At 66.2% G+C, this 23,000-nt stretch carries 25 protein-coding genes and 1 pseudogene; 17 read left to right on the top strand and 9 right to left on the bottom strand.

The window, feature by feature from the left end; translation table 11 throughout:
* Positions 1 to 176 precede the first annotated feature (176 nt).
* From VH499_RS00885 to VH499_RS00875, 3 genes and pseudogenes are all read left to right on the top strand, one after another.
* Positions 177 to 824: pseudogene (locus VH499_RS00885) on the top strand (alpha/beta fold hydrolase); the annotation flags it as partial.
* A 10-nt stretch (positions 825 to 834) separates the two neighbouring features.
* A complete protein-coding gene (locus VH499_RS00880) occupies positions 835 to 1,545 on the top strand; it encodes a DNA-3-methyladenine glycosylase I (RefSeq protein ID WP_332050811.1) in 711 nt (236 codons plus the stop codon).
* Positions 1,542 to 2,282 (top strand): aspartate/glutamate racemase family protein, encoded by a 741-nt coding sequence (locus VH499_RS00875; protein ID WP_332050785.1) that lies wholly within the window; start codon positions 1,542 to 1,544, stop codon positions 2,280 to 2,282. Before VH499_RS00880 ends, VH499_RS00875 begins: the two co-directional genes overlap by 4 nt.
* Before the next feature lie 4 nt (positions 2,283 to 2,286).
* On the opposite strand, the gene ric is transcribed toward VH499_RS00875, so the two are convergent.
* Together ric and VH499_RS00865 are read right to left on the bottom strand one after the other, a co-directional pair.
* Entirely contained in the window at positions 2,287 to 2,958 is a 672-nt protein-coding gene (gene ric, locus VH499_RS00870) for an iron-sulfur cluster repair di-iron protein (RefSeq protein ID WP_332050784.1), read from the bottom strand.
* Positions 2,939 to 3,418, bottom strand: a complete 480-nt coding sequence (locus VH499_RS00865; protein WP_332050783.1) for a group III truncated hemoglobin — start codon at positions 3,416 to 3,418, stop codon at positions 2,939 to 2,941. Before VH499_RS00865 ends, ric begins: the two co-directional genes overlap by 20 nt.
* A 58-nt stretch (positions 3,419 to 3,476) precedes the next feature.
* On the opposite strand from VH499_RS00865, the gene VH499_RS00860 reads away from it, so the two are divergent.
* The 6 genes from VH499_RS00860 to VH499_RS00835 all read left to right on the top strand — a co-directional run bounded on the left by VH499_RS00860 (position 3,477) and on the right by VH499_RS00835 (position 7,783).
* Positions 3,477 to 3,902, top strand: coding sequence for an Rrf2 family transcriptional regulator (locus VH499_RS00860; protein ID WP_332050782.1), 426 nt, complete (start codon positions 3,477 to 3,479; stop codon positions 3,900 to 3,902).
* 59 nt (positions 3,903 to 3,961) lie between these two features.
* Complete coding sequence (locus VH499_RS00855) at positions 3,962 to 4,804, top strand: fumarylacetoacetate hydrolase family protein (RefSeq protein ID WP_332050781.1); 843 nt, start codon at positions 3,962 to 3,964, stop codon at positions 4,802 to 4,804.
* Positions 4,788 to 6,041: an MFS transporter gene (locus VH499_RS00850; protein WP_332050780.1), complete on the top strand. Its 1,254-nt coding sequence runs from the start codon at positions 4,788 to 4,790 to the stop codon at positions 6,039 to 6,041. The genes VH499_RS00855 and VH499_RS00850 overlap by 17 nt, the downstream gene beginning before the upstream one ends.
* Positions 6,029 to 6,865 (top strand): nitroreductase family protein, encoded by an 837-nt coding sequence (locus VH499_RS00845; protein WP_332050779.1) that lies wholly within the window; start codon positions 6,029 to 6,031, stop codon positions 6,863 to 6,865. The genes VH499_RS00850 and VH499_RS00845 overlap by 13 nt, the downstream gene beginning before the upstream one ends.
* Before the next feature lie 157 nt (positions 6,866 to 7,022).
* On the top strand, positions 7,023 to 7,505 hold the full coding sequence (locus tag VH499_RS00840; RefSeq protein ID WP_332050778.1) for a Spy/CpxP family protein refolding chaperone: 483 nt from the start codon (positions 7,023 to 7,025) through the stop codon (positions 7,503 to 7,505).
* A gap of 17 nt (positions 7,506 to 7,522) precedes the next feature.
* Positions 7,523 to 7,783: a hypothetical protein gene (locus VH499_RS00835; protein WP_332050777.1), complete on the top strand. Its 261-nt coding sequence runs from the start codon at positions 7,523 to 7,525 to the stop codon at positions 7,781 to 7,783.
* Between the two features lie 51 nt (positions 7,784 to 7,834).
* Here VH499_RS00835 and VH499_RS00830 read toward each other — a convergent pair whose 3' ends face one another.
* The 3 genes from VH499_RS00830 to VH499_RS00820 all read right to left on the bottom strand — a co-directional run bounded on the left by VH499_RS00830 (position 7,835) and on the right by VH499_RS00820 (position 10,961).
* Positions 7,835 to 8,965 carry a zinc-binding dehydrogenase gene (locus tag VH499_RS00830; RefSeq protein WP_332050776.1) on the bottom strand — a complete coding sequence of 377 codons (1,131 nt, stop codon included), beginning with the start codon at positions 8,963 to 8,965 and terminating at the stop codon, positions 7,835 to 7,837.
* Positions 8,965 to 9,708 (bottom strand): SDR family oxidoreductase, encoded by a 744-nt coding sequence (locus VH499_RS00825; protein ID WP_332050775.1) that lies wholly within the window; start codon positions 9,706 to 9,708, stop codon positions 8,965 to 8,967. The genes VH499_RS00830 and VH499_RS00825 overlap by 1 nt, the downstream gene beginning before the upstream one ends.
* A 395-nt stretch (positions 9,709 to 10,103) precedes the next feature.
* Complete coding sequence (locus tag VH499_RS00820; RefSeq protein ID WP_332050774.1) at positions 10,104 to 10,961, bottom strand: isocitrate lyase/PEP mutase family protein; 858 nt, start codon at positions 10,959 to 10,961, stop codon at positions 10,104 to 10,106.
* Between the two features lie 240 nt (positions 10,962 to 11,201).
* On the opposite strand from VH499_RS00820, the gene VH499_RS00815 reads away from it, so the two are divergent.
* The 8 genes from VH499_RS00815 to VH499_RS00780 all read left to right on the top strand — a co-directional run bounded on the left by VH499_RS00815 (position 11,202) and on the right by VH499_RS00780 (position 18,826).
* Positions 11,202 to 12,401, top strand: coding sequence for an acyl-CoA dehydrogenase family protein (locus tag VH499_RS00815; RefSeq protein ID WP_332050773.1), 1,200 nt, complete (start codon positions 11,202 to 11,204; stop codon positions 12,399 to 12,401).
* 10 nt (positions 12,402 to 12,411) lie between these two features.
* Positions 12,412 to 12,813: a VOC family protein gene (locus VH499_RS00810; RefSeq protein WP_332050772.1), complete on the top strand. Its 402-nt coding sequence runs from the start codon at positions 12,412 to 12,414 to the stop codon at positions 12,811 to 12,813.
* A 15-nt stretch (positions 12,814 to 12,828) separates the two neighbouring features.
* Positions 12,829 to 14,676: an alpha/beta hydrolase domain-containing protein gene (locus VH499_RS00805; RefSeq protein WP_414709726.1), complete on the top strand. Its 1,848-nt coding sequence runs from the start codon at positions 12,829 to 12,831 to the stop codon at positions 14,674 to 14,676.
* Positions 14,676 to 15,455, top strand: a complete 780-nt coding sequence (locus VH499_RS00800; RefSeq protein ID WP_332050770.1) for an alpha/beta fold hydrolase — start codon at positions 14,676 to 14,678, stop codon at positions 15,453 to 15,455. Before VH499_RS00805 ends, VH499_RS00800 begins: the two co-directional genes overlap by 1 nt.
* Positions 15,456 to 15,467: 12 nt before the next feature.
* Positions 15,468 to 16,532 (top strand): 2-dehydropantoate 2-reductase, encoded by a 1,065-nt coding sequence (locus VH499_RS00795; RefSeq protein ID WP_332050769.1) that lies wholly within the window; start codon positions 15,468 to 15,470, stop codon positions 16,530 to 16,532.
* 67 nt (positions 16,533 to 16,599) lie between these two features.
* Entirely contained in the window at positions 16,600 to 17,637 is a 1,038-nt protein-coding gene (locus tag VH499_RS00790) for a putative FMN-dependent luciferase-like monooxygenase (protein ID WP_332050768.1), read from the top strand.
* The gene (locus VH499_RS00785; RefSeq protein WP_332050767.1) at positions 17,634 to 18,227 is read left to right on the top strand and encodes a CMD domain protein; all 594 of its coding nucleotides are present in this window, start codon (positions 17,634 to 17,636) and stop codon (positions 18,225 to 18,227) included. Before VH499_RS00790 ends, VH499_RS00785 begins: the two co-directional genes overlap by 4 nt.
* Positions 18,224 to 18,826, top strand: coding sequence for an alkylhydroperoxidase domain protein (locus VH499_RS00780; RefSeq protein ID WP_332050766.1), 603 nt, complete (start codon positions 18,224 to 18,226; stop codon positions 18,824 to 18,826). Before VH499_RS00785 ends, VH499_RS00780 begins: the two co-directional genes overlap by 4 nt.
* 27 nt (positions 18,827 to 18,853) lie before the next feature.
* Here the strand turns inward: VH499_RS00780 and VH499_RS00775 are convergent, their stop codons facing one another.
* The 4 genes from VH499_RS00775 to VH499_RS00760 all read right to left on the bottom strand — a co-directional run.
* Positions 18,854 to 20,470: a GMC family oxidoreductase gene (locus VH499_RS00775; protein WP_332050765.1), complete on the bottom strand. Its 1,617-nt coding sequence runs from the start codon at positions 20,468 to 20,470 to the stop codon at positions 18,854 to 18,856.
* 28 nt (positions 20,471 to 20,498) lie between these two features.
* Entirely contained in the window at positions 20,499 to 21,470 is a 972-nt protein-coding gene (locus tag VH499_RS00770) for a dipeptide ABC transporter ATP-binding protein (protein ID WP_332050764.1), read from the bottom strand.
* Positions 21,463 to 22,452, bottom strand: a complete 990-nt coding sequence (locus VH499_RS00765; RefSeq protein WP_332050763.1) for an ABC transporter ATP-binding protein — start codon at positions 22,450 to 22,452, stop codon at positions 21,463 to 21,465. Before VH499_RS00765 ends, VH499_RS00770 begins: the two co-directional genes overlap by 8 nt.
* The coding region (locus VH499_RS00760; RefSeq protein ID WP_332050762.1) for an ABC transporter permease at positions 22,449 to 23,000 on the bottom strand (552 nt) is incomplete at its 5' end. The genes VH499_RS00765 and VH499_RS00760, both read right to left, overlap by 4 nt.

The following is a 23,000-nucleotide window of genomic DNA, read 5'->3' as shown; positions in this document are numbered from 1 at the left end:
CGACAGTTGGACGACGCGATCAACCTTGTCGCCCGTCCGGACGCGGGCTAGGGAAAGCCATGGCTCAGTTCACGTCCAACGGGCTTTCGCTGGCCTACGACGATTTCGGCCCGCCCGACGCGCGAAAGGCCATCGTGCTCGTGCATGGCTTCGCGGCCAACCGGCATGAGAACTGGAAACGCATGGGCTGGTACGACGCGCTGGCGGCAAAGGGCCTGCGCGGGCTCGCCTTCGACAATCGCGGCCATGGCGAGAGTGCCAAACCTCACGAGCCGGAAAAGTACGCCCGCGAAGCGATGGCGCGGGACGTCTTCGCTCTGATGGACCATGCGGGAATCGAGCGCGCCCATCTTCTGGGCTTCTCGATGGGATCGCAGATCGCGCTTACCGCCGCATTGCTCGACGCCGGCCGGATCGACCATCTGGTGGTGAGCGGCGTCGGCGCGCGGGTTTTCGAGCCGTCACGCGATCCCGATGCCATGGCGAAAGCCATGGAAGCGCCCTCACCCGAGGCCATCGCCGATCCGATGCTGAAAAGCTTCCGCCACTTTGCCGACGAGCAGAAAGAGGATCGGCTGGCGCTCGCCGCCTGTTCGCGCGGACCGCGCAAGCCTTTCACGCCGGATGCACTTGGCACGATCCGTCGTCCCGCGCTCGTCATCGCCGGCTTGCGCGACCAGCTCGCTGGCCCGCCGCAAGGCCTCGCCGACGCCATTCCCGGCGCCAAGGCAGTCGCCGTGCCGGGCTGCGATCACTTCTCGCTGATCGGCCACGGGCTTTTCAAGGCAAGTGTGTTCGACTTCTTCGACGGCTGGCTGGACTGACGTGGCGAGGATCGCTTTCAAACGCATCCGCGAACGCGCGGCCGGGCGCAAGGGCGGTGACAAGGTTTTGGCAAGCCTCCTGCCGAACACGCCGAACCACAAGGCGTTGGCGAAGCTCGGCGACGATCGCGTGCTGTCGGAAATGGCCTGCCGCGTCTTCTCGGCCGGCTTCGTCTGGGAGGTGATCGACAAGAAATGGCCGGGGTTCGAGGAAGCCTTTCTCGAGTTCAGTCCAAAGCAGTTGCTGTTCCAGCCCGCGGAGTTCTGGGAGAAGCTCGCGTCCGACAAGCGCATCGTGCGCAATCCACAGAAGATCCGCTCGGTGCGCGAGAACGCGCGGTTCGTGACTGAGATCGCGGCCGAGCACGGCAGCTTCGGCAAGTTCATCGCCAGGTGGCCGGTCGACGATCAGGTTGGCCTTCTGGACGTTCTCGCGAGGCGAGGCTCGCGGCTCGGCGGCCATAGCGGCCAGTACCTGCTGCGCTTTCTCGGCTGGGATGCGTTCGTGCTGTCGGGCGATGTCCTGCTCTGCCTTCGCGATGCCGGGGTGCCGCTCAGCGCCACGGCAACGTCGAAGAAGGACCTGCGCGCGGCACAGGATCAGCTCAATGCGTGGAGAAAAGAAAGCGGACTGCCGATGACGCATGTGTCGCGCATCTGCGCGCTTTCGATCGGCGAGAACCACGACGTGGCGCGGCTGAAGGAGATCATGCAGCTATGACAGACCTGCTGCTGATCAACCCCAATACGACGGCCTCGATCACCGATCTGGTTCTGACGACAGCCCGGCGGTTTAGCCGCGAGGGCACAAACGTGCGGGCAACTACCGCCACCTTCGGGCCGCGCCACATCGGATCGCGCGTGGGTTACGCAATCGCCGGCCATGCCGCCGTCGATGCGCTGGCGAACGACAATGGTCCGAAGGACGTCGTGATTCTGGCCTGCTTCGGTGATCCCGGGCTGGCAGCCCTCAAGGAGATGTCGAAGGTGCCGGTGGTGGGCCTGGCGGAAGCTTCTATCCTGCAGGCTTCCACGCTCGGCCAACGCTTTTCAATCGTCACCGGGGGCGAGCGGTGGAAACCGATGCTCGAGGAGTTCGTTGCAAGCCACGGTCTTGCCCCGCGTCTCGCCTCGGTGCGCACTGTGGCCCCGACGGGTGTGGACGTCGCACGCCACCCCGAGGCGGCGATGGCGTTGCTCGCGGAAGGCTGCCGGGCCTGCCTGGCAGAGGACCGCGCCGATGTCGTCATCCTGGGCGGTGCGGGACTGGCCGGCCTTGCCGACGAGCTCAAGGGCGCAGTCGACATCCCGCTTCTGGACGGCATCGCCTGTGCGGTCACGATGGCCGAGAGCCTGGCCGGGCAGAAGCCCGCGAAGGCCGAGGCCGGCAGACATTCATTGCCTGCGCCGGTCGAAAGCGTCGGACTGTCGCCGGCGCTCGCGCGCTTGCTGACTTGACCGGCTAGCGCCGGGCAAATCTCGGGAACAGGACGTTGTTCTCGAGGTGGATGTGCTGCCTCAGATCGTCGGCCAACTTGGAGACGCCGGCATAGAGCGCCTGCCAGGTGCGGCAGGCACCGGCCGGAACCGTGAAACCGTTGGTCAGCGCCTCGAGCTCCTGCAGCGTCCGGCCATGATCGTCATGCTCGTGGCGCATGCAGGCGATCGGAGCGTCCAGGCCTGGCATGGCCCGCGCCATGGCCGGGAAGAGGATCAACTCCTCCTTGCCCATATGCTGCTCGAGCTCGCGCGCCGTCCGGTCCAGGAGGTCGGCAAGGCCGCGCGGTACGGCGGGGTTGCCCGCATGGACCTGCTCGACCTTGCGCGCAAGTCGCACCAGCTCCTTCAGCTCCCGGCGATGGACCTCATGATAGCGGGCGAGGATATGCTCGATCAGCTCCACAGTCGCCGACGGTGCCTCGGCCTTTCCATCGCGCGGAAGCTCCGCCAGCGCCTCCTCGACCTCGCTCACGTCGATGCCGTGATGCCGCGCCGACTCGTCGAGGGCAATGTCGCCCTTGCAGCAGAAGTCGAGACCGAAGCGGCGGAAGACCGCGGTCGCGCCCGGCAAGCTGGCAGCAATTTCGCCCACCGTGCGCTCGCGGGTGTAAAGATCATTGGCCTGGATCGTCATGCTGCTCTCCATCGATGGATGCGGGGATGTCGTCACGGTAGAAGCGCGCACCTCTGGCCGGCATCGCGCCGGCTGCCACGGCAATGCCGAGCTCGAGGCTCTGCGCGATGCGTCGGGCGCGTTCGATGAAGTGCGCCGCCGCCATGGGCGGACAGATCTGCGCGGCGCTCTGTTCGAACAGTTCCAGCCACCGGTCGAAATGCGCCGCATCGACCGGGAGCCGGACGTGCTTGGCCATGGGATTTCCGCTGTAGGCTCCCGACATCAGGGCCACCGACGACCAGAAGCGACACATGCGGGCAAGGTGAGTGGTCCAGTCGTCGACACGCGCTTCGAAGACCGGCCCCAGGAGAGCATCTTCGCGCACGTTTGCGTAGAAGTTGTGGACCAGCCGTTCGATCATCCCCTCGTCGATTCCGGTCCGCGCCACAATGTCTGCGCGCAACAAATCGGTATTCATGATGCCTATTTGACTTGGCCAAATAGGTATTTACAATGCCTATTCACAGGGAGCGACGATGCGCCTCACAGCCTTCACCGATTTCGGTCTGCGCGCCCTGATGCGCCTGGCCGGCGAGCCCGATCGCTCGTTCACGACAGACGAGGTTGCTACCGAGTTCGCGATCTCGCGCCACCATTTGATCAAGGTCGTTCGTCGATTGGCTGACGCAGGCTATGTTCGGACGCAACGTGGCGCCGGCGGCGGCTTCCAGCTTGCGCGCACCGCGCAATCGATCACGCTGGGTCAGGTCGTGCGCGATCTCGAGGACGATCAACCGATCGTCGAGTGCTTCCGCGCCGACGGTGGCAACTGCCTGCTTACGCCGCGTTGCCGGCTCCGAAAGCGCCTCGCCGCCGCACGGGAGGCGTTCCTCGCGGAACTGGACAGGACGTCGCTGGCCGAATGCACCTACCCGGCGAGACCACGTTCGCGGGCGGCCTGAAGAGGCGGCATCACCTCTCCGTGGCTTGACACCTCGAGGCCTGCTGGCAAGGTCGGTCGATGCGGTTGGCCAGTTTCCGCCATGCGGGCGCACCGAAGTTCGGCGCGGTCGTCGAGGATGGCGTCGTTGATCTCTCGAAGCGGATGGATGGGCGCTGGAAGACGCTGCGTGACGCGATCGCCGACAAGGCGCTGCCTGGCCTTGCGGCCGCGTCGAGGAACCAGAAGGCCGACTTCGCTCTGGACGCGGTCGAGTTGATGCCGGTTATTCCCAATCCCGACAAGATCCTCTGTGTTGGCCTCAACTATGCAAGTCATGTCGGCGAGGTCGGTCGGGAGCGGCCGGCACAGCCGAGCGTGTTCTCGCGCCTGCACAATACGCTGGTTGCGTCCGGTGGAAGTGTCGTCCGTCCGAGCGCCTCGATCGCCTTCGACTTCGAAGGCGAGCTCGCTGTGGTGATCGGCGAACGATGCAGGCATGTGCCGCGCGCGCAGGCGTCCTCGGTCATCGCGGGCTACACCTGCTTCCTCGATGCGAGCGTGCGCGACTTCCAGAAGCATTCCGTGACCGCAGGCAAGAACTTCCCGGCAACCGGGCCGCTCGGACCATGGATGGTGACGGCCGATGTCATTGCGGACCCGCAGGCGCTGGAGCTCACTACACGCTTGAACGGCGCCGTCGTACAGCACGACACGACGGACCATATGCTTTTCGACGTCGCGACCATCATCGAGTATCTGTCAACCGTTACATGGCTCGAGCCGGGCGACGTGATCGCGACCGGCACTCCCGACGGGGTGGGGCTCGGCCGCAAGCCTCCGCTCTGGATGAAGGCGGGCGACAACGTCGAGGTCGAGATCTCCGGCATCGGGACTTTGAAGGTCAATGTCATCGACGAGTGAACCGCTCGGTCTCGCGGCCGGCCCCGAATTGGCCGAAGGCTGGCGCAAGGACGCCAAGGTGGTGTCGTTGATCGCCGCCGTGCATTTCGTGAGCCACGTCCACATCATGCTGCTGCCACCGATCTTCGGGCAGGTCCGCGAAGCCTTCGGCGTCAGCTACACTGACATTGCGCTTGCGCTGACCGCCTTCAACGTCGCCTCGGCGCTGTTGCAGACGCCGGCCGGCTTCCTGGTGGACCGCATCGGACCGCGCGCCATGCTGACCGCGGGCCTGCTCGTGGGCGCGGTCGCAATCGCGCTCGCCGCCCTCCTGCCGGACTATTGGGCCTTCATCATCGCCTACGCCCTGCTCGGCGTCGCCAACACCGTGTACCATCCCGCGGATTATTCGATCCTGTCGGCCACGATCGACGGCAAGCGCATCGGCAAGGCGTTCTCGATCCATACTTTCGCCGGCTATGCCGGCAGCGGGGTAACGCCCGCCTTCGTCATCGGCTGTGCCGCGATCTGGGGTTGGCATGGCGCTTTTCTCGCGGCTGCCGTCCTTTCCTTCGCCGCGGCGATGTTGCTGGTGGTCGCCGGTCACGTTCTGCCGAAAGCAACTCGCAAGCCGGCTGTCACCGCCAGGAAGACAGAGCACAAGGTCGGGCTCGACCTTCTGCTGAGCGCTCCGATCCTGCGCAACCTCTTTTTCTTCCTCTGTCTTGCGATGGCCAACGGCGGCATCCAGACCTACACGGTGGTGAGCCAGCAGGCGCTGCATGGCACACCAGCCGCGATCTCGAACGTCGCTTTGTCGGGCTTCCTGTTGATGAGTGCGCTCGGCGTGCTGCTGGGCGGCATCGTCGCCGACCGCACGCCGCATCACGAACGCGTGGCGGCTGTCGGCTTCGCCTTCACCTCGACCATGGCGATCCTCATGGGCTGGTTCGCGCTTCCTGGCATCGTCCTGATCATCGTGATGTCGATCGGCGGCCTGTTGAACGGCATGATCCAGCCCAGCCGCGACATGATGGTGCGGGCCGTCACACCGCCCGGTTCGTTCGGCAAGGTCTTCGGCTTCGTGAGTACCGGCTTCAATCTCGGCGGCATGATCGCCCCGCTCAGCTACGGCTGGCTGATGGACCACGATCGTCCGCAGACGATCTATGCCATCGTCGTCGCCTTCATCCTTCTCGCGCTGGTGACCGCCGTCACGCGCCATAAGCCGCAAGGAAGCACCGCATGGACGCGCTGACAGCCGAACACCTGGACAGGGAGGCCTCGCTCCGCCGACGCTATGGCGCTGCGGCACCAAGTGTCGGGCCATGGAACGAGACCATTACGCGCCTGCTCGAGCACCGGTCGGTGCGGGCCTACAGAGCGGACCCGGTGCCGGCCGGCACCCTCGAAACGCTGATCGCCGCCGCACAGTCGGCCGCCACCAGCTCCAATATGCAATGGTGGTCGGCCATTGCGGTGACGGATCCTTCCACGAAGAAGGCGCTGGCCGAGATTGCCGGCGGTCAGAAGCATATCGAGCAATGCCCGCTCTTCATCGCCTGGGTCGCCGACATGGCGCGCAATCAGCGCATCTCCGAAGAGCAGAAGGCCGATTTCGAGTGCATGCCCTGGCTGGAGACCTTCATGGTCGCCTGCATCGACGTGGCGCTTGCCGCGCAGAATGCGGTGGTCGCCGCCGAGTCGCTCGGCCTCAGCACGGTCTATATCGGCGCCATGCGCAACGATCCGGTGCGCGTGGCCGGGCTGCTTGGGCTGCCACAGCGCTCGTTCGTGGTGTTCGGCCTTTGTGTCGGATACGCCATGGCCGAGGCTGCCGGTGAGGTGAAGCCGCGTCTGCCGCAAGGCATCGTGCTCCACCGCGAGCACTACGCCGTCGGACGGGAAGCGGCCCTGCGATCGCCGTACGATGCCGAAATGGCGGTGTTCTCGCAGCGTCACGAATTGCAGGCCGCGACCTGGACCCAGCGCGTGCTGAACCGGCTGGGGCCGATCAGGTCGATGAACGGCCGGGAACGGATGCGGACGGCGCTGGCGACCCTCGGCTTCGAGATCCGCTAAATCCGGCGCATCCTGCCGACGCCGCACCTGCCCCAATACGGTCGCAGGTCCAGCTCCCGATGCGGGCAACCCCTCAGCAAGGGCGCACGTTTCCTCGGCGACGGCCGCCCTGTCAGATCCCGCGCGGCAACGCCATTCCCTTCGGAAAGGAAATGCCATGAACGTCTCGTTTCTGCCCCGTTCGATCGTCGCCGCTTCGCTGATTGGCGCCGCGATGCTGACAAGTTCGGCCGGCCTGTCGATGGCTCAGAGCCCGACCTCGAAGCCTCCGGCCGCCGCCGCCGCGACCAGCAGCAAGCCCGAAACCGTCGAGCAGCGCATCAGCCAGCTCAAGACCGCGCTCAAGATTACGCCCGACCAGGAAGCCAAGTGGAGCAAGGTCGCGGAGGCCATGCGGGACAACGCCGCCCAGATGGACAAACTGGTCAAGGAAAAGCGGGCCAAGATGACGAACATGACGGCGGTCGACGATCTGAAGACCTATCAGGAGTTCACCAAGGCCCATCTTGATGGGTTGAAGAAGGTCACCGACGCCTTCGATTCGCTCTACGATTCGATGCCCGCGGCGCAGAAGAAGAACGCCGACCAGGTGTTCATGAATTTCGGCCCGTCGCATGCGAAATCTCCCTCTCAGGGTTGACGCCGAGGAGGCAGGCTATGAGAAAGCAAATCGGATTGGCGGCCGCGCTTGCGCTGGTTGCGCTGGCTGGCCTGGCGGCGCCGGCCAGCGCGCGCTGGTGGCATGACGGTCGTTGGCGCGACGACGATGACCGTTGGCGCGACCATCACCACTTCTACGGCTATCACTATCAGCCGCCGCCGGTGGTGTACGGCACGCCGTACAACTACGGCTATTCCCCGCCGCCCGTCGTCTACGGCGCCGAACCGGGCATCAACTTCAGCATCCACGTTCCTTGATCGGCCGGCGCGTGAGGCGGCGGACCAGAAGGTCGGCCGCCTTTCGACGTCTCAGCCGTGCGGCACCAGAACCTGGCGCACGGTCGCGACCTCCTGCAGCCGGTCAAAGCCCTCGTTCAGCTCGGCAAAGCCGATGCGCTTGCTCACCATCCGATCCACCGGCAGCTTGCCCTGCTGGTAGAGAGCGATGAAGCGCGGGATATCGCGCACCGGCACACAGCTTCCCATGTAGCTGCCCTTGATGGTCTTCTCCTCGCTCACGAGCAGACTCTGCTTGAACGAGAAGTCGGAGGTGATCGGCGACAGGCCGGCCGAGACGGTCGTGCCGCCCCAGCGGGTGGCCAGATACGCGGTCTCCATGGCCTTGATGGTGCCAGCAAAATCGAACGCATAGTCGACGCCACCCCCGGTGAGATCGCGCACCTGCTGGACGTGGTCGGCATCGCCGGCGTTCACCGTGTAGGTGGCGCCGAGTTGCCGGGCGAGACCGAGCTTCTCGTCGGAGAGATCGATGGCCACGATCCTGCCGGCGCCCGCGAGCACAGCCCCCAGCAAGCCGCTCAGGCCGACGCCCCCCAGGCCCACGATCGCGACCGAGCTGCCCGGCTGGATCTGGGCGGTGTTCACGACGGCGCCGACGCCCGTCACTACCGCGCAGCCGAAAAGCGCGGCAACGTCAAGGGGAAGGCTATCGTCGATGACGACCACCGAGCCGCGATCGACGACCGCGTACTCGGCATAGCAGGAGACGCCGGAGTGGTGATGCACAGGCTTGCCGTCCAGATGTAGCCGGTGATGGCCCGACAGGAGCTGGCCGGCAGCCCGGGGCGCAATCGCGCGCTCGCAGATATAGGGCCGGCCTTCGAGGCAGCGCCGGCAGCGGCCGCAACTCACGTTGAAGGTGAAGCAAACGTGGTCGCCCGCCTTGACGTCGTGCACGCCCGCGCCGACCTCGACGATCTCGCCCGACCCTTCATGTCCGAGCACGATCGGCGTCGGCCGCGGCCGGTCGCCGTTGATCATCGACAGATCCGAATGGCAGAGCCCGCCACCGCCCACCTTCACCAGCACCTCGCCCTCGCCGGGCGGATCGAGATCGACGTCGCACACCTCTATGGGCTTGCTCTTGGCGAACGGACGGGACGCCCCGCAGACGGTGAGGACGGCAGCTTTCATCTTCATCAGGCAATTCCTCCATCGACGCGCACGACCGATCCTGTGGTGAAGCTCGATCTCGGCGAGGCGAGATAGAGTGCAGCCGTGACGATCTCTTCGGGGCGGCCGCTGCGCCTGAGCGCCGCCGTGCTGTTGAGCTTGTGCTCGTCGCTCCAGGCTTTCGACACATCGGTGAGGAAGCGCCCGGGCGAGATGGTGTTCACCCGCACCTTGGGCCCGTACTCGAAGGCGAAAGCCTCGGTGATGGCATTGAGCGCCGCCTTGGCGCCGGCGTAGGGCGCGATCTGCGGCCGGGGCCGCAACGCGCCGGCGCTCGAGATGTTGATGATCGAGCCTCCCTCACCTGCCGCCATGCGGCTGCCGACCAGCGACATCAAGCGGAACGGCCCCTTGAAGTTCAGCGATACGATGCGGTCGAAGAGCTGCTCGGGCGTCTCCAGAGACGAAGGCGCGAGCGGCGAGGAGCCGGCATTGTTCACCAGAATATCGAGCTTGCCGAAGGCACCATAAGCGGCCTCCACCAGGCCCTCGAGCTCGTGCCAGTTGGCGACATTGCAGGCGTGGGCCGCAGCTCGACGCCCCAGCGCCTGCACTTCGGCCGCGACTTTCTCACAGGCTTCACGTTTGCGGCTGGTGATGAAGACATCGGCCCCATTCTGGGCGAAGGCCTTGACCATCTGGTAGCCCAAACCGCGGCTGCCGCCGGTCACCAGCGCAACCTTGCCGGAGAGATCGAAGAGATTTGCCATGGCGCCGACTCAAGACGTTTGTCCCTGGCCTGTCACTGGCTAAGTATCTTGAGGAGCGGAACGCATGCCGGGACGATTGCGCCGGTCCCCTATCCACAAATGTCGCGGGGCGCGCTATATAGGGGCGCTGTTCGCGCTGGTGTTTGACCTCACACGGGTGCTGCCATGGCAAAGCCTGTCCCCGACAAGCTCAATCCTGGACATGATGCCGCCGTACGCCGGATGCTGACGCACGACGCCTTCAGCCAGCAATCCGATCACGGCGGCACCGCCGATGAGATGCCCGAGCCCGGGAGACCGTCAGGATTTCCCCGCTCGGCCGGTGGCGACCGGACCTCTTCGGCTCAAAAGCAGAGTATGAGACGCTGAGCCTTCGGCTCACCAAGTCGGGCGACTCAGGACAGGAATGCCGTCGTCCACCTTGTGTAATCCGCGTCACGCGTCACCCGCTTCATCAGCTCGGCATCGGCGAGGCCGGTTAGCTTGCCGGATGGCGTTCCGTCGCGCAGGGCTTTCAGGGTGTCGTGCACGGCCTTCACGGCGGCGGCGAACGGCTGGTGGCCCTGCAGCGCGATCCGCACTCGGCGCGACGCCAGATAGCCAAGATCGGTGAGCTCGGCCGAAGCGCCGCCCAGGATGAGCGGCAACGTCGTCGCCGCCGAGACCGCATCGAGCTCGGCCCGCGTTCTGATGCCGACGAAGAACAGCGCATCGACGCCCACCCCCTCGTAGGCCTTGCCCCGCGCGATGGCATCGTCGAGGCCCGAGATCCGGACGGCGGCGGTGCGGCCGGCGATGCAGAGCATCGGATCCTGACGGCCGGCAAGTGCGGCTTTCATCTTGCCCACGCCTTCGGCGAGGCTGACCAGATGCGGTCCGGATGTGCCGAACGGCTGGGGCAGCTCGGTGTCCTCGATGCTGAGCGCGCAGACCCCTGCGGTTTCCAGCTCCTCGATGGTGCGCTTGACGCTGAGCGCGTTGCCGTAGCCGTGATCGGCGTCGACCAGGAGCGGCAGATTGCCGGCGCGATTGATGCGGTAGGCCTGGGATGCGAACTCCGACAGCGTCAGCACGATCAGATCGGGCGCGCCCAGCACCGCCATCGAAGCCACCGAGCCCGCCAACATGCCGACCTCGAAGCCGAGATCCTCGGCGATGCGCGCGGAGATCGCGTCATGGAGTGAAGCGGGATGGACGCAGCGCTCTCCGGCGAGAAGATCGCGGAAGCGCCGGCGGCGATCGTTCCAATGCATTGTGATTGCTCCTCCGAAGCGGCCTCAGGATCCGTCTTCCTAGCAAGCCATTCGCTGCAATGCAGCGCGACGTTTCGAGGGGCAAACGAAGTCGCGAGCCAGTCGTCTTGATCCGGGCATCCGGCTGGCCCCTCGCGGCCGCGGTGGTCTATTATTTCTGGGGCATCTAGACCGACCCGCGGACCCGTTGAGCAATCGGCTGCGAGCGCGACTTGGTGCCTGCGTTCGGAGAGGACCGACTTGGATACGCTCATTCCGACTTCCGCTGATCTCGCCGGGGATCAGGCCGTGATCACGCGGGCCGAGGCCTTGCGTCCGGCTGTCGAAGCTGCTTCGAGCGAGATCGAGGAGACGCGCCGGCTGCCGCCCGCCCTGCTCGACAAGCTGCACGAGGCGCGGCTGTTCCGGCTCTTGCTGCCGCGCTCGTCCAATGGACTCGAGACCGATCCCGTGACGTTTTTCCATGTGATCGAGGCCATCGCGAGGAGCGATGCTTCCACGGCCTGGTGCCTGAGCCAGGCCGGCGGCTGCGCCATGGCTGCCGCCTATCTCGACCTGCCCGTCGCGCAGGCGATCTTCGGCAACGATCCGCGCGCCGTTCTGGCCTGGGGCCCCGGCCCGCGGGTGAAGGCCGTCGAGTGCGAAGGTGGCTACAAGGTGACCGGCGTCTGGGCCTTCGCCTCGGGCGGGCGCCATGCCACGTGGCTCGGCGCCCATTGCCCGATCTACAAGGCCGACGGCTCCCCGCGCCAAAACGCGAACGGCAAGCAGATCGAACGCACCATGCTGGTCCGCACCGAGGGGGTAGAGTGGACCGACATCTGGAATGTCGTCGGCCTGCGCGGCACGGCGAGCGACCAGTTTGCGCTCAACGACCATTTCGTACGCGCCGATCATTCCATCACCCGGGACTTCGAGAGGGAATGCCGCGAGCCGGGCCCGCTTTACCGCATGTCGGCCTCGACCTGCTACCAGGTGGGCTTTGCCGGCGTGGCGCTCGGCATCGCGCGGGGTGCCCTCGACTGCTTCGTCGATGTAGCGCGCAACAAGGTGCCGCGCGGCCACAAGAGTCCTATCCGCGACAATGCCGTCGTACAGACCAATCTCGCGCAGGCCGAGATCAACGTTCGATCGGCGCGCGCCTACCTTCTGCAATCCATGGCTGCGATCTGGAAGGACCTGTCGGCCGGCGCGACGATCACGGTCGAGCAGCGCATCATCGTTCGCGGCGCCTCGACCAATGCGATCCACAAGGCGCGCGAGGCGGTCGACTTCGCCTACAACGCCGCCGGCGCCACCGCGATTTTCGAGAGCCATCCGCTGGAGCGGCGATTCCGCGACATGCACACCGTGACCCAGCAGCTCCAGGGCCGACTCAGCCACTTCGAAACCGTCGGCGCCTGGATGATGGGTGCTGACGCCGACCTCACCTTCGTCTAGGGAGCGAACAATGCCGCTTGGCGCCCTGCAGCACTATACGATCGAGCCGTCCGATCTCGAGGTCACCAGGAGCTTCTACTGCGACGTGCTGGGGCTCGAGAACGGCGACCGGCCACCGCTCGGCTTCCCCGGCTACTGGCTCTACTCCGGCGGCGTCGCCACCGTGCATCTGCTCGGCGATCGTCAGCCGCGCGAAGGCATCGTCGTGCGTGGCACGAAGAAAAAGTTCGAGGACACCGGCCGTTTCGACCATATCGCCTTCGCCGCCACCGACATCGAGGGCGTGCGCGCCCGGCTCAAGGCCAAGAACGTCAAATTCCGCGAGCAGATCGTGCCGCGCACCGGCGCGGCGCAGATCTTCCTCTACGATCCCGACGGCATCGGCGTGGAGCTGAACTTTCCGGCGCCCTGACCGCTCGAGCATCCCGTGCTTTTGTCGCTCGAAATCCAGAAAGTCGAACCGCTGGCCGACGGCGCCTCTTTCGGCGCGGTCGGCAGCTACGAGCGCGTGATTGGCAGGGCCATGGGCGCGGTCGATCCCGGCGATCCGGCGAACAAGGCCATCGCCCTTCTCGACAAGGCGCCGCGCAATGCGACCGGCGAGGTCGAATATTCGACCGATTTCTACATCCTGCGGCCCAAGGATGCGACCAGGGGAAACGGCCGTATCCTCTACGAAGCGACCAATCGCGGCCGCAAGATGCTGTTCGGCAATATCGCCGACGGGCCGCAGGGCATGAACGATCCCAGGGCCGTGGCCGACGTCGGCAACGGCTTTCCATTGCGGCGTGGCTTCACTCTCGTCTGGTCGGGATGGGATCCCGACGCACCGCGCGCCAACTCCGGCCTGGCGCTGACGGCGCCGGTTGCGACAGACAACGGGCGGCCGATTGTCCAGCGCGTGCGCGAGGAATACGTCTCCGGCACCCGCGTCGGTGCGCTGGAGGCATTCAAGCTTTCCCACGAGGCGGCGACGCTCGACCAATCGCGCGCCCGGCTGACGGTGCGCGAGCGCGCCTCCGACCCGCCGCTTGAGATGCCGCCCGGCGAGTGGTCCTTCGTCGACCGCCGAGCGATCAGGTTGTGCGAGGGAACGAAGCCAAAGCCGGGCTTCCTCTACGAGTTCCACTACGAGGCCAAGGATCCGAAGGTCCAAGGGCTGGGCTTCGCCGCCACGCGCGATCTCGTCAGCCATCTGAAATACAATCCCGCAGCGGTCGCCGCGACCGGCCGGCCGATCAGCCATGCGCTTGCAATCGGCTTCTCTCAGGGGGGCCGCTATCTGCGCCACCACATCAGTGCCGGCTTCAATCGCGACGAACAGGGCCGCAAGGTCTTCGACGGCATCCATACGCACACGGCCGGTGTCGGGCGCATCTTCTTCAATGTGCCGTTTGGCCAGCCCGCGCGCACCAACACCCAGCACGAGGATCACGGCTTTCCCGAGGCCTGGTTCCCCTTCTCGACGGCGGTCCTTGAAGACCGCATGACAGGTCAAAAGGGTGCGCTGTTCCGCGGCGACGGCTGCGACCCCAGGCTGATCGAGACTGACACCTCGACCGAGTACTGGCAGAAGGGCGCCTCGCTCCTTACCACCGATCCGCTCGGCATGAAGGATGTCGTCCTGCCGGAAAACTCCCGCGTCTACATGATCGCGGGAACACAGCACGGTGGCCGGGTCGGCGCCACCACCGATCCGGGGCCCAACAGGAACCCGCGCAATCCGCACAGCCCCATGCCGGCGGTGCGCGCGCTGCTGATCGCCCTGGACGAATGGGTGACTTCCGGCAAGGCCCCGCCCGCGAGCCGCGTGCCGACGCTCGGCGACGGCACGCTGGTCGAGCCCGACAAGACGGGATTTCCGGCTATTCCGGGAGCCGCCGTGGTGACGGTCGCCAATGAGGTAGCGCCGTCCGGCGATTGGGTCGACCCGAAGCCCGCCGGGCGCGCGTATCGTACGCTGGTCTGCCGCGTCGATGCCGACGGCAACGAGATCGCGGGCGTTCGGCTGCCCGATATCGCCGTGCCGCTGGCAACCTACACCGGCTGGAACGAATACAAGCCGCCCTATCCGCGAGGCGAGCTCGCGGACCGTGACGGAAGCTATTTCGCCTTTCCCGCCGACAAGATCGCCCAGCGCTACAGGAACCGCGCCGACTACGTCGCGCAGGTGCAGGCTGTCGTCGATCAACTGATCAGGGACCGACTGCTCCTGCAGGAGGATGCCGACCGCTACCTCGAGAAGGCACGCGCCGAACCGCGCGTGAAGGAATGATGGCGAGCCTCGACCGGGACGGCGTGAAGATCCACTACGAGATCCACGGCCCTGCTCAAGGCAAAGGGGGACCGACGATCCTGCTGAGCCACGGCTACAGCTCGACCAGCCGCATGTGGGATGGCCAGGTGGCGGCACTGAAGGACCGCTACCAGGTCATCGTCTGGGACATGCGTGGCCATGGCGAAAGCGACTATCCCGCAGACGACGGCCTCTATTCCGAGGCGCTGACGGTGGGCGACATGCTGGCCCTGCTCGACAAGGCGGGGGCCGCAAAGGCGATCGTCGCCGGCCTGTCGCTGGGCGGCTACATGTCGCTTGCCTTCAACGCCAGCCATCCCGAACGCGTGCGCGCGCTGATGCTGTTCGACACCGGGCCCGGCTTCAAGAAGGACGAGGCGCGCATCAGGTGGAACGAGACGGCGCACAGGCGGGCCGACGCATTCGACGCCAATGGCCTCGCCGCGCTCAATGCCAGCGACGAGGTCAAGCTCACCCGGCATCGCGACGCGACGGGCCTCGCGCGTGCCGCGCGCGGCATGCTGGCCCAGCAGAACGATCGGGTGATCCAGTCACTGGACAAGGTCGCCGTGCCGACGCTGGCGCTGGTCGGCGCCAACGACACCAACTTCCTCGCCGCCACCGACTACATGGCGGCCAAGATCAAGGGAGCGACCAAGGCGGTCATTCCCGACGCGGGCCACGCCGCCAATCTGCATCAGCCCGCACTTTTCAATCAGGCAGTCGAGGCGTTCCTCGCCCGGCTGCCGGCAGCCTAGGGAGCACGGCATATGGGCAAGCGGATCGCGGTCGTCGGAGTCGGGGCGCTGGGTGGCTATGTCGGCGGCTATCTCGCCAAATCGGGCGAAGACGTCACCCTGATCGATTTCTGGCCGGAGAACATCGAGACGATCCGCAGCCGTGGGCTGGAGCTCGACGGCGTGACGCCGGAAGAGAAGTTCACGGTCAGGAACGCCAAGACCATGCATCTTACCGAGATGCAGGAGCTCGCGCGGCAGAAACCGGTCGACATCGCCTTCGTGTCGATGAAGTCCTACGACACGGAATGGGCGACGGCACTGATCAAGCAATATCTCGCGCCGGACGGCTACGTCGTGTCGTTGCAGAACTGTTTGAACGAGGAGCGCATCGCAGGCGTGGTCGGCTGGGGCAAGACGGTGGGAATGGTGGCGTCGCTGATCTCGGTCGACATGTACGAGCCCGCCCGTATCCGCCGCACCGTCGCCAAGGGCGGTGACAAGCATACAGTGTTCCGGGTCGGCGAAGTTCACGGCCGCATCACCAGGCGCGTCGAGGAGCTGCGCGACATGGTCGGCCGCATCGACAGCGCCAAGACGACGACCAACCTCTGGGGCGAACGCTGGTCCAAGCTTTGCCAGAACGGCATGAAGAACGGCGTCTCGGCCGCCACGGGCCTCACCGGCACCGACTGCGACCGCAACGACGCGATTCGCCGCTTCGCCATCAAGCTCGGCGGCGAGGCCGTGCGGGTGGGCCAAGCGCTGGGCTACCACATCGAGAAGATCGGCAAGATGGAACCCGAGACGCTGGCCAAGGCGTCGGAAGGCGACAAGTCGGCGCTCGACGAGATCGAGACGATCATGCGGCCCGGCTCCAACATCAACCCGAACCCGCGCGCCGACATCCAGCGTCCCTCCATGGCACAGGACATCCGCAAGGGGCGCCGCACCGAGATCGAGTTCATGAACGGCTACATCGCCGAGCGCGGCACCTACATCGGCGTGCCCGCACCGACCCATGCCAAGCTCACCGAGATCGTGAAGAAGGTCGAGCGGCAGGAGATCAAGGCCGCCCCCGCGCTGCTGGGCGGCTAGGCGGCCCGCATTCGCGCGCAACACTGCGGCTTGCATCTGCCCTGCCTTCCGAGCGAAGTTGGCAGCAATGACCGCGAATATCTCCATCCGACGGCTCGGCTTTTTCACCCGGTTGCTCGACGAAACCGATGCCGCCGAGCGCTACCGGCTGGCCACCGCGCAGATCGCCCATGCCGAGCGCTTCGGTTTCGATTCCGCCTGGATTGCCCAGCATCATTTCCACGAGAGCGAGGGTGGGCTGCCGGCTCCCCTTGTTTTTCTGTCACATGTCGCCGCCCGGACGCCGCGCATTCGGCTCGGCACGGGCATCGTCACGCTGCCGCTCGAGCTGCCGATCCGCGTCGCCGAGGATGCGTCGGTGTTCGACCTGATGACCGGGGGCCGCCTCGAGCTCGGAGTTGGTCCGGGCGGCAACATGACCGCCTTCGCCGCCTTCGGGCTCGACAGCAACGACCGGCACAGCCTGTTCGACCACCATCTCGACCTGCTGCGCACTGCGCTCGCCAACCGGCCCTTGCCGGGCGGTGATCATCTTTATCCGGCCAATCCGCCGCTGGTCGAACGGATCTGGCAGGCGACCTTTACCGTGGCGGGTGCCCGTCGGGCCGGCCTCGCGGGCGATGGACTCATGCTTTCGCGCACCCAACCGCGCGCGCCGGACGCGCTGGGCGCCTCCCTCGCCGACATCCAGAACCCGATGATCGACGCCTATCTCGAAGCCTTGCCCAAGGGACGCGCGCCGCGAATCCTCGCTTCGCGCACCGTGTTCGTGGCCGACGATCATGCGGAGGCCATGCGGCTGGCCGAGAAGGGCCTGATCCGCATGCGCCATCGGTTGGCGGCCACGGGCGACCTGGCCTCGGGCAATCTGGTGGGCGACATCATCACCGCCATGGACGTGCATGTCGGCACGGTCGACGAGGTGGTCGCCTCGCTGCGGTCCGACGACACGCTCCGGCGCGCAACTGATCTTACCATGCAGGTCCATTCGATCGATCCGCCGCATCCCTACATCCTGCGTTCGATCGAGCTCTTTGCCGAGAAGGTGGCGCCTGCACTCGGCTGGTCGCCGGGCCGTTCGGAAGGCGCGCGGAGAGTAGCATGACGGACGTGATCGGCCGCCTGGCCGCCCTTGCCGACGGATCGCCGCTGGACAGGGCTCGCGACAACAGACCCGAGGCACGCAAGCACGCGCAGGCGAGCTACGACGCGCTGTTCGCGCCGAAGGGTCCGGGCAGCTTCACGCTCCAGGAGCGCTTCGCGGTCGCGGCCTTCGTCGCCGGACTGCACGGACAGGAGGAGACACGGGAGTTCTACAAGGAGCAGCTTGTCGAGACCGGCGCGTCGCCGGAACTGCAGGTCGCCGTGGCGTCCGAGGTTTTCGAGGCCAGGACGCACGGGCCCTACGGTCATTATCCCGCCGGACCGCTCAGCCTCGAGAACAGCGAGGGCATGGTCTATGGTGTCGGCCCGACGGCGCGGCATATCCTCGGGCGACGGCTCGCGACTGCGTTCGAGCACACGCACATGCTTGTGTTCCATCCGCGCGATGCGGCACCGGCGTCGCTGCAGGCCATGCTCGACGCAGGCTGGTCGACCACCGACATCGTCACGCTTTCCCAGCTCATCTCCTTCCTCGCCTTCCAGATCCGCGTCATCGCAGGCCTCAAGGCCCTGAATGCGAGGGCTGCATGACCGAGAAGACCCTGACCCCGCCGGCGCATGCCGAGCCCGCCGTCTTCACTCGCGACCAGCTCGACTGGCTGCCCTGGCTCGAGCCCGCGGCGGAAGAAGCGCTGACGTCGCGCCAGAAGGAGAGCCTGGTCGACGCGGCGCGCCTGAAGTCACCCTATTTTCGTCTGCTGGCGCGCGACCCGGACATCCTCGAGGCGCGCACCCGCACCGACAAGGACATCTTCTACAATCCGCAGGCGGGCCTGCCGCGCGCCGAGCGCGAGCTGGCGGCGACCGCGACGTCGCGACTGAACGGCTGCATCTATTGCGCGTCGGTGCATGCCCGCCACGCCGCCGTCTATTCCAAGCGCACCGACGAGGTGCAGAAGCTCCTCGATCAGGGTGTCAGCGCCGATCTCGACGCGCGCTGGAACGCGATCGTGGCCGCATCGGTCGCGCTCACCGCCATACCGATCGACTTCGGGCCCGAGCACATCGACCGGCTGCGCAGTGTCGGCCTCGATGATCTTGCCATCATCGATGTGATCAACGCCGCCTCGTTCTTCAACTGGGCCAACCGCCTGATGCTCTCGCTCGGCGAGCCGGCGACGCAACCCTGACTTCCGGCCGGTGCCGGCGAGGAAACCTCAGGCCGCAAGCTTGACGCCGGCCCTGGCGTCCTCCTTGACCATATCGGCGCCCTTCTCGGCCACCATGATGGTCGGCGCGTTGGTGTTGCCCGAGGGCACGGTGGGCATGATCGAGGCATCGATCACCCGCAGCCCGGCGAGGCCGTGCACGCGCAGCCGATCGTCCACCACCGCCATTGGATCGTGTCCCATCTTGCAGGTGCCGATGACGTGGTAGGTCGTCTGGCCGTTGCCGCGCGCGAAGGACAGCCACTCGTCATAGGTGTTCACATCCTTGCCGGGCTTGTTCTCGAAGGCGACGTATTTTTCCATCGACGGATGGCAGACGATCTTGCGGGCGATCTGCATGCCGGCCACGGTGCAGTCGCGATCGGTCTGCGCCGACAGGAAGTTCGGCCGGATCGCAGGTTCTGTCCCCGGCATCGGCGACTTGATGTGGATGGAGCCCCGCGAGTCGGGCCGGCATTGGCCGATCACGACGGTCATGCCGGGCTCGCGTTCGAGGTCGCGCTTCTGCGCAGTATCGTAGCTCGCATGGGCCATGTGGAATTGCATGTCGGGCGTCTCCAGCCCCGGGCGCGTGCGCACGAAGCCGTACACGATGCCCGCCGTCCAGGTGAGGATGCCCCGCCCCGTGGCGTAGTACTTGACGATCTCCCTGATCATGTTGAGGCCGCGGGTCTGCTCGTTGAGGGTGATCGGCAGCTTCACCCGCCAGTTCATGCGCGGCGCGAAGTGGTCGCCGTAGTTCTCGCCGACGCCCTTCAGCTCGTGCGTCACCTCGATGCCGTGGCGGCGCAGCAGGTCGGGCTGGCCAATACCGGAATGCTCGAGCACACCAGGTGATTGCACCGCGCCGCACGCCACGATCACTTCGCGGCCGCAACGCGCTTCGCGCGCCTGCCCCTGCGTCACATAGGTGACGCCGACGGCACGCTTGCCGTCGAGCAGGATCCGGCCCACCAAAGCGCCGGTCTCGATGCGCAGATTGGGACGATGGCGGACCGGGTCGAGGAAGGCGCGCGCGGTCGACCAGCGACGACCATTCTTCATCGTGACCTGGTAGTAGCCGAAGCCTTCCTGGTTGCCGTTATTGTAGTCCCTGTTCTTCGGATAGCCGCTCGCCGCGGCGGCATCGATGAAGGCATCGCAAAGCTCGTGGCGCTCGTACATATCGGCGACGTTGAGCGGGCCGCCCGTGCCGCGTGACTGATCGCCGTTGCCCTCGTAGTTTTCCGACTTCTTGAAGTAGGGCAGGATCTGCTCGTAGGACCAGCCGCGATTACCGAGCTGGCCCCAGGTATCGTAGTCGAGGGGCTGGCCGCGCACGTAGAGCATGCCGTTGATCGAGCTCGAGCCGCCAAGGGTGCGGCCGCGCGGACAGGGGATACGGCGGCCGGCCACGCCTTCCTCCGCTTCCATCTCGAAGTTCCAGTTGAACTTCTGGTGGTTCAAGAGCCTGGTGAATCCCACCGGCACGTCGATCCAGATCGACCTGTCGCGCGGCCCCGCCTCCAGCAGCAGGACCCTGACGTTCGAATCCTCGCTGAGGCGGTTGGCAAGCACGCAGCCGGCCGAACCGCCGCCCACGATGATGTAGTCCCAGTCGGCCATGGTCGTTCACTCCCTTGCGGAGTCGAGCTTAGCGCAGATGACAGGAAACGTGGTGGCCCGGCGCGATTTCGCGCAGCGATGGCGATTCCACCTTGCAGCGCGCCACGGCGTAAGGACAGCGCGTGTGGAAATGACAGCCAGGCGGCGGATTGACGGGGCTTGGCACGTCGCCTTGCAGCAGGCGCTTCTGCCGCTTCACCGCCGGATCGGGTACTGGCACAGCCGACAGGAGCGCCTCGGTGTAGGGATGCTGCGGCCGGGTGAAGATCGAGCGCGTGTCGGCATATTCGACGATGCGGCCGAGATACATCACCGCGATGCGGTGGCTGATATGCTCCACCACCGCGAGGTTGTGCGAGATGAAAAGGTACGAAAGCTTGCGCTCACGTTGCAGATCCTGCAGCAGGTTGATCACCTGCGCCTGGATCGAGACGTCGAGCGCGGAGACCGGCTCGTCGCCCACGATCAGCTTCGGCCCCAGGGCGAGCGCACGTGCGATGCCGATGCGCTGCCGCTGGCCGCCCGAAAACTGGTGGGGATAGTTGGCCATCTGCGCGGCCCGCAGGCCGACGCGCTCGAACAGCGCCGCCACCTGCTCACGCCGCTCCTTGCCGCGCGCCACGCCATGGACCAGCAGCGGTTCGCCGACGATGTCGCCCGCCGTCATGCGCGGATTGAGCGACGAGAACGGGTCCTGGAAGACAATCTGCATCTGCCGCCGGTACGGCCGCAGGTCCTTCTTCGAAAGATGGGTGATGTCGCGGCCGGTCATGGTGACCTTGCCCGCCGACGGTTCGATCAGCCGCAGCACCGCCCGGCCCGCCGTCGACTTGCCGCAACCGGATTCGCCCACCAGCCCAAGTGTCTGCCCTTCGCCGATCGAGAAACTGATGCCGTCCACGGCATAGACCTGCCCGACCGTGCGGCGCAGCAGACCCTTGCGCACGGGAAAGTGCTTCTTGAGATCCTTGACCTCCAGGACGGCGCCCGACTCAGCCATCGCTGTGCCAGCAAGCGGCCCAGTGTCTGGGCCGCTTCTCCTTGTATTCCGGTCGCTCGCGCCGACAGAGATCGTCGGCCTTGGGGCAGCGCGGGGCAAAGGCGCAGCCGGCCGGCAAGTCAAACAATGGCGGAACGATGCCGGGAATCTCCTGCAGCCGCGCGTCGTTGCGCTTGTCGTCGCCGCGCATGAGGTCGAGCCGCGGAATCGAAGCCATCAGGCCGGCCGTGTAGGGATGGAGCGGATGGGCGAAAAGCTCGCCGACCTCGGCCTCCTCGACCTTGCGCCCGGCATACATGACGATAACCCGCCGCGCCGTCTCGGCCACGACCCCGAGATCGTGCGTGATCAGGATCACTGCGGCGCCGAACTCGCGCTGCAGCTCGACGATCAGATCGAGAATCTGGGCCTGGATCGTGACGTCGAGGGCGGTGGTCGGCTCGTCCGCGATCAGCACCTTGGGATTGCAGGCGAGCGCCATGGCGATCATCGCGCGCTGGCGCATGCCGCCGGAGAGTTGGTGCGGATATTCGCGCGCCCGCTGCGCGGGTTCGGGAATGCGCACCAGGTCCAGCATCTCGATCGCCCGCTTCAGCGCCTGCCTGCGGTCCATGTCGCGATGCAGGATCAGCGCCTCGGCGATCTGCTTGCCGATGGTCATCACCGGATTGAGCGACGTCATCGGCTCCTGGAAGATCATGGAGATCTCGTTGCCGCGTACGCGGCGCATCTCCTCCTCGCTGATCTTCAGGAGATCGCGGTCGCCCAGCCTGATCGAGCCCGAGACGATGCGGCCCGGCGGATCAGGGATCAGGCGCATCAACGACAGCGCCGTCATGCTCTTGCCGCAGCCTGACTCGCCGACGATGGCCAGCGTCTCGCCGGACGCGACCTGGAAGTCGACGCCGTCGACCGCCCTGACGATGCCTTGCCGCGTATAGAACCAGGTGCCGAGATTCTCGACCTCGAGAAGTGAACTCATGAACGCTGTCTCGGATCGAGGATGTCGCGCAGGGCGTCGCCCAGGAGGTTGGTGCCGAACACGGTCATGCTGATGGCGACACCCGGGAAGATCACCAGCCAGGGCGCCGTGCGCACGTATTCGGCGGCGGATTCCGACAGCATGCGGCCCCACGACGGGTAAGGCTCGGGGATGCCGAGGCCGAGGAACGACAGCGAGGCTTCGACCAGGATGGCCGAGCCGAGCTGCGCGGTGGCCAGCACGATCAGCGGCGCAAGCGTGTTGGGCAGGACGTGGCGCACGGCGATGCGCAGCTCGCCCATGCCGACGGCGCGCGCGGCCTCGACGAACGGCTGCTCGCGCAGCGACAGGGTGTTGGAGCGCACTACGCGCGAGACGGTCGGCACCAGCGGGATGGCGATGGCGATGATGGTGTTGCGCAGCGACGGCCCGAGCGAGGCCGCCATGACGATCGCCATGACCAGCAGCGGCAGGGCCTGCATGATGTCGAGCAGGCGCTGCACGATCAGGTCGAACCAGCCGCCGAGATAGCCGCTCGCCAGGCCGAC

This window comes from Reyranella sp. (genome assembly GCF_036558665.1).
Lineage (GTDB): Bacteria > Pseudomonadota > Alphaproteobacteria > Reyranellales > Reyranellaceae > Reyranella.
The sequence above is the reverse complement of the archived record's forward strand: the minus strand, read 5'-3'. Positions and strand labels throughout refer to the sequence as shown.